The sequence below is a fragment of the Desulfoplanes sp. PS50 genome, from assembly GCF_053851535.1.
The window spans coordinates 21,425-28,139 of sequence record NZ_JBSPZA010000038.1; the positions used below are offsets into that span (position 1 = coordinate 21,425).

Annotated in this window: 5 protein-coding genes and 1 pseudogene; 2 read left to right on the top strand and 4 right to left on the bottom strand. The window is 43.2% G+C overall.

What is annotated here, in order from left to right:
* Positions 1–7 precede the first annotated feature (7 nt).
* A complete protein-coding gene (locus ACTVJH_RS13970; RefSeq protein WP_455991940.1) occupies positions 8–1,171 on the top strand; it encodes a hypothetical protein in 1,164 nt (387 codons plus the stop codon).
* A gap of 310 nt (positions 1,172–1,481) precedes the next feature.
* Complete coding sequence (locus ACTVJH_RS13975; RefSeq protein WP_455991942.1) at positions 1,482–2,735, top strand: transposase; 1,254 nt, start codon at positions 1,482–1,484, stop codon at positions 2,733–2,735.
* Between the two features lie 27 nt (positions 2,736–2,762).
* On the opposite strand, the pseudogene ACTVJH_RS13980 reads toward ACTVJH_RS13975, so the two are convergent.
* The 4 genes and pseudogenes from ACTVJH_RS13980 to ACTVJH_RS13995 all read right to left on the bottom strand — a co-directional run.
* Positions 2,763–2,894: pseudogene (locus ACTVJH_RS13980) on the bottom strand (hypothetical protein); the annotation flags it as partial.
* Positions 2,895–2,951: 57 nt separating this feature from the next.
* Positions 2,952–3,827: a hypothetical protein gene (locus ACTVJH_RS13985; RefSeq protein ID WP_455991944.1), complete on the bottom strand. Its 876-nt coding sequence runs from the start codon at positions 3,825–3,827 to the stop codon at positions 2,952–2,954.
* Positions 3,828–5,172: 1,345 nt separating this feature from the next.
* Entirely contained in the window at positions 5,173–6,093 is a 921-nt protein-coding gene (gene trfA, locus ACTVJH_RS13990) for a plasmid replication initiator TrfA (protein WP_455991946.1), read from the bottom strand.
* A gap of 236 nt (positions 6,094–6,329) precedes the next feature.
* On the bottom strand, positions 6,330–6,715 hold a 386-nt coding region (locus ACTVJH_RS13995), incomplete at its 5' end, for a hypothetical protein (protein ID WP_455991949.1).

Here is a 6,715-nt window from a genome sequence, read left to right on the forward strand (position 1 = left end):
GGAAGGGATGCGCGTTGGATGGGTATGGCTGGGAGCGTTGACACTGTGCGCCCTGGCTGCGGTGGCCAGGGCCGGACCCTATCTCGACTCGGCCCATGGTGATGTGGGCATTGGGGTGGCTCGTTTTTCTGTGACGCAATACACCCGCGGGCATTGCGGCCATTGTCATGAGCAGCACGCCAGCATCGACGGCAGCGAGCCCAGTCCCTCCGGCGGGCCGGGGGCGTACCTGCTGTATGAGACCAATCACGTCAGCCAGACCGAAAACTTCTGCTTCACTTGCCATACAGGGGTTGGCGGCAACCAGGTGGGTGGCATCAGCATCAACCGCAGTTACACATACAATTTCGGGGGAGACACCAGCCCCGGTAGCTACGACTCAGATATCGCCGCGGCATTTTCGCATACCTCGTCCGGCTCGTCACACCATTTGGACAGCATTGTCAGCCAGGTGCTGGGCAAGACCATGTATGATGCCAATAACAATCCGTGGTCGCTGCCTGTGGATATTAATCCCTGTGACGCCTGCCATAACCCGCATCTGGTCAGGCGCAACTATCCGGTATCCATCTCGGGTGGTCTGCTGGGAGCGGCAGTGACACGTCCCTCAGATCCGGACAATGTGTGGGGGGATGACAGCTCGGAGCGCGCCAGTGCCGTAGGTTGGTATCAGGCGCCGTATTGGTACGCCAGCACGGACAGGTTCGAGCCAGCCAACAACAGCGTGCAGGATGGCAGCAATCTGCCCGATTACAATCGGCTGTGTACCGATTGCCACAACGATTACAATACGATTTACAGTGAAAATCCCATGCTGCCTAACGGCCCCAGGAATCTGCGCAAGCTCATCTGGACCGACCAGACTGGATCGGTCACCTCCGATGCCCATGGAGGGTTTGATGGATCACCCGACAGGTTGCAACTGCCGTATTCGGCTCTGGGCGGCAGCAATGTCATCCTGGGCTGCTTGGACTGTCATGAACCCCATGGCACGCCGAACAATATCTATCTGCTCCGGTCCTCGGTCAACGGCAAGACCGTTAACGTCACCGAAGTGACTGATGCGGCCTGGCTCAGCTTTTGTCAAAATTCCTGCCACGGTAAAAAACACGCCTGGAAGGTGGGCTGTGCCGGATGTCATTCCCACGGCGCGGCAAGAGGTGGTTTCTAGCTGTGGCTGTCATTTGCCTTCTTACTTATGACAATTAGCAGCCATTTCATGTCTTGTTTGGTAAAATTATTCCTGACGCCGAACGACTATTCCCCCGCCCATTCAGAGCCGCCCCAATGTAACGCGACACGCGTTTTTGACACTTGCGACACGCGTTTTTGACACCCTTGCTGAAGGGTCCGCTCGCGGGGGCGACATGTCCGGAATTGATGCGACAAAAATCCGCCTTTTATAGATCTTCGCAAATGAATTGATACTTTCAGCGTAATTTGTCATAATGCCCTAACCAACACAAAAGGGAGAGGGTATTATGGCGGTTCGAGGAAGAGCACTTGCCCCGGAAGTTAAGAAATTGATCGTTTCGGTAAAACTTTATTTTGATAGAAACAAATCCAAGGAAGAAGCTTCCGTGCCTAGTGTTCAAAAGGCCGCAGAAGCGACGAATATTGGAATTGCGACAGTAAAAAGGATCATGGCGGATTACAATCGGAATCCTGCTTTACTTGAGCGTTCTCCAAGCGAACGAGGTCGTAAGGCACATGTAATAGACGCATCGCATCAGGAAAATGTCCGGGCCTATATTAGAGAAGCCAACAAGAACGGGAGCTATATTACACTTGCCGATATTCATAAGTTTCTATTGAAAAATGGCGCCGGTCCTTCATTTCATATTTCCACTCTGGCCAGAACTCTTGATCGATGGGGATTTGAATTTGGAAAAGGAACACGATCGCAGCACTTAAAGGAGAAAGATCATGTTGTGGCCGCTCGGCAACGTTATCTGCGAAAGAAAATCAGGAACCGGGCGTCAGACCAAAGTGACAACATAGAAACGATCCGTCCTGAGGTTTATCTGGATGAATCATATGTCAACAAGAATCACAGCAATGATTATATCTGGTATTACGGGGAGGATGGTCCTTGGGTTCAAAAGCCAACTGGAAAGGGCGAGCGGCTGATAATTATGAATGCCATCACACAGGACGGCTGGGTACCCAATGCAAAGACAGTTTTCAAAAGCACAAAAAAAACAGGAGATTATCACGGTCAAATGAATGCCACACTATTCACCAAGTGGTTTGAAGAAAAATTGCTTCCCAATATTCCCGGTAATTCTTTAATTGTAATGGATAATGCGTCGTACCATAATCTGTTGTCCCCTCATTCCGCCCCGACTCCGGTTTGCTCAAAAAAGAAAATTCGAGATTGGCTGGAGAATAACAATATTGCCTGCAGCGAAGACTGTTTAAAAGCTGAACTGGTTGAAATTTTAAGAAAAGTCGCTCCTACCCAAACCTATGTTATTGATGAAATTGCCCAAGAACATGGCCATGAAGTTATTAGAACGCCTCCTTATCATCCTGAATTGCAGCCAATAGAAACCTGTTGGGGGGTAGTTAAAAATCACATGGCGAGAAACTGTGATTTCTCAATGAAAAACATGGAAAATCAACTTGATAATGGCTTTGCAAAAGTGACAGCGAAAACATGTACAACCATTATCAAGAAAGTAAGAGAAAAAGAAAATTGTTTCTGGATGGAAGCATTAGAATCTGATGAATAGAAATGGTATCAATTCACCTGCGAAGATCTATAGCTTATCAGTCTCCACCCATGAACTGCCATTGTACTTAAGAACATAGGCTGAACCCTTGTCATCATTCAAAGATGCCCCCACCAATGCGGTAGTCCCATCCTCGGATATGGAGACGGAAGAGCCAAAATAGTCAGAACTAGTGTTGCGTCCGCTAAATTACTGAACTATTCGAAGTAGCATTTGTTACTTGAATGACGCGGAGTATCTGCATTTTCTACTATATAAAAAGTACATGAACTTGACGGACGCAACACTAGCCCCATCAGAGGCTAATAATTTATATTCGGGTAGCAAAACCAGCCCTGCATTATCAGGAAAAGACCTTCCATCTCCCCACATCACTCGGACCGCACCGTTTTTGCCGGGACATCCATAACCCCCCCCGCCCCCATAATCTCCACCGGAATCACCTTGGCCGGAATCATAGGCATTTTGTCCACCGGCCCCACTAGGGCCTTCACCGTATAGGCCGACTCCACCCCCATATCCTGCATATCCCCCTGCGCCTCCACCGCCTCCGCTTCCGGGTAGGCCGGGGGCAGTGATATTATTTGAAATCCTATCACCGCCATTTCCCGAATAACCACCCGCGCCACCCCCACCAAATCCGTTGGCTTTTCCACCACTCCCTCCACCATCTCCGACATAGCTTGCACGACTGTTTTGTGATTTTAATCCTCCTTGAGCCCAAACGATTGAAGGGTCTTTGAAATACGAATCACCTCCAACCATTGTCGCATTGTCTCCTCCTGCGCCTCCACCAACAGCAACGACATGTACCCAGATAACATCTTCAGGCACAACAAACTGATAGGTTCCTGGTGTATCCCAAACAATACCCATCCTGTCACTATCTACCCTTCCCCCACAATACATAATTTCAAAACAATAATTTACCCAATCAGTTCCATTACACCTTTGCATTTGGCCTTCATCGGTAATGCGTGTTTTCCCTGCACATTGAATATTTGCATTGCAGGCATCCACGATGGAAGTGGCTGCAAAGGCCGTCGAACAAAGGCCAATCATAAACATAAATAAAAATGTAATTTTTTTCATATTTTTTCTCTTTAAAAAAGTTTCCTAAAGGTCAAAAGTCAAGACCAACGGTTATTCTTGAAAGTCTATCCTTATCTTACCACATAAAAAAAAATAAAAAAAACTGATCAACTACATGCTTCTAGTACATCGTATAACGTAATCCTTCGGATAGTACGTCCTCATTTTAACATCCTGATTTTTATCTTGAAAAGAATACTTTCACAGACTTGTAGCTGTTTTGTAAATACGAATTTTTAGGGCGTACAGTGTACTAGTAGTGTATCAGCTTTTTTTGAAAAAACCAAAAAAATAGGAATCTTTTCAGTCAGTCAATATTTACCTCATATTTTTGCATATAAAAAACTACTTTCATCCTTGATTTTGATATCTCGACAAGAGACATGGAGCGTAGAAACATAGCTGACACGCCCACGGTTGCCCTAAATTGACAAGCTACACTATCAAGCTACCGTTATCCCATCAAAATCACCTTCAGTCCTTAAAATCGAAATTTTGACACCTTGTTGGTATCTGCTATGTCAAACTACATGATATTTTGAAATAATTGATCCATCAAAACAGTTTTTTTCGCTTTGGAAACTCATTTTTTTGATAATTATTGTCTAACTATTTGATTTTACGGCATATTAGATAAATCTAACTTATAACTATTTGATTTTATTCATTGTTAGACGTGTCTAACTCGTTTGCTTGTTTATAAACAAGAAATGAAAAAGTATAAATAGATATTATTAATAATAAAAATCCTATTTTTTTTGTCTTCAGTATGGAAATAAGGATCAGTGACAATAAGCAAAGATTGGCTAAACAAGTCTACTGAAAATCTTCTCTTATGGAATAGGAGGAATAAGGGAATCAGGAATCAGTGACAATGAGCAGAAATTGACTAAACAAGTCTACTGAAAATTTTCTCTTATGGAGTAGTTAAAAAAAAATATTTTTTGAGATAAAAATTATTTTTTGAGATTATCAAAACTCCACAAAATTTTAGGAGGTTGCAGCGGTCGACGATAACACGCATAAAGTCGACGATAACACGCACTTTGGTCGACGATAACACGCATCATGACAAGTGTAGATATTTATCATTATATATGTTTTTTTGGTAAACTACTTATTATTTTTCAGGTAAACGTCAACCAATTTTATCTGTAATATCCCCTAAACTCCTGACCAACAAAACGCGATGTTTTGGTCGAAGCTATGCCGACATCGGTAGGTGCTATGCCGTGCCAGATGGTCAAACATAAAAACACCCCGAGAATCACAAACAATGGATTCCCGGGGTGTTGTCAGTTGCTTATTTATAATCACCTACGCGGTATAAAACTATGCCGAAATCTTAAAAAGGTGAAGGATTACCGAATTCAAAATCACTCACATCTGTAGCAAATTTATCTATCTTTTTTGTTGTTGAAGCGTTAGGGCTTTCAATTTGTTTTGTTTTTTGAACATAAACTTTTCCCGATTTATCAATCCAACACGTCCAACCAGTAATCATTGATATTTTTTCAAAAGCTTTTTTTAGGTTATATTTAAAAGATTTTAAGGAGTCTTCACTACCGCAAAGATCCTTTATCGTTTCAACATACATAGGGAAAGGTTTTTTATGAGAAGAATAAAATCGAAACAACCAAACGGCAAGTTGCCCGTTTAGCTCATGACGTTTTTGAGGGTCAATTTTTGAAAAATCATTATTTCCAAACAAACAATCCATCTTTGGATTAAGCCGCATGGAATATTCTTTCTTTTTTTCGTCATAAAATATTTCTTCTACCAAGTGCCCAAGATACATATATTTATCATTTTTAATTTCGACCACTCCACTTGTTAGCCTTGCAAGAGAACTTTTCAACCAATCATACTCTTTTCCACCTCTCCCTGTTTTTTTTATTTTTTTAAGTATTTGATTTTTCGTGAAAACTATATCCTTTTCAAGATTTCTGTTTCTAAAAAAATGGAGACACTGCTCCCACACGTCCAAATCGGATTGATCTAATTGTTGCCCTGTATAGAAAATGGTAGTTTTGCCTATCGCGCAGACAGATTTATTTTCAACATATTTTCTTTTTCCTTTGGGAACCACTCCAAAGCGTGCCGACCTTAAGACTCCATTTGGCGCGGCCCTTTTGTCATCCCCCCACCAAGGCAATCGATTCCCCCCTTTTTGCTCCTCATAATCCATATTGATATTTCCAAAAGCTTCATAAGCCTCATCGTCGATATCTTCATAACTATTCACAATATCTTGAATATCATACATAAACAGCCTCCTATTTTTAGTTTTTAGTTTTAATTGTACCATGAAAAAACTAAAAGACCAAAAAAAAGAGGCATTTTCTTTGGAGAGTACCCAAGATCGATTTTTTGTTAAAAAACCATCAAGCTAGAGTTTAGAGTCTCAGGCAGCTGAGTCATTCAAAATTTGGGCGCACTCATCCATTCCGACCTTTCGGGTCGGCTGTTCAAAGACACTCTCAACTACAATTTTAGGCGAATTTAGGCTTTTGAGCCGGTTTTCGGACTCAATATCTGTTCCGGGAAGAAACATTTTTGCTGTTTTCGGTCCCAGAACCTTCGCACCCTGTAATTGCGAAAAATTTTCGCAGCAGCCTTGGCCACCCAGCCAGCTGTTGCGGGACAATTTTTTCTCCACGGAATGGGCATCATGGATTGCGCGACGCTTGGACCGTAAACCATGGCCAAAAGACGAGTCAATCCATAGGCAATGCAAACAATACATCTCCATCGAGCTGCGACCTGTCTTGTTTGCTGCCATGTATCTTTGAAACCAAAGATGTTCTTCAGTTCGTTGAAGCAGGACTCTATCCACCAACGAGCAGCATATTTTTGAATGACGTCGAAGCCTGAAAGGGAAATGTCTG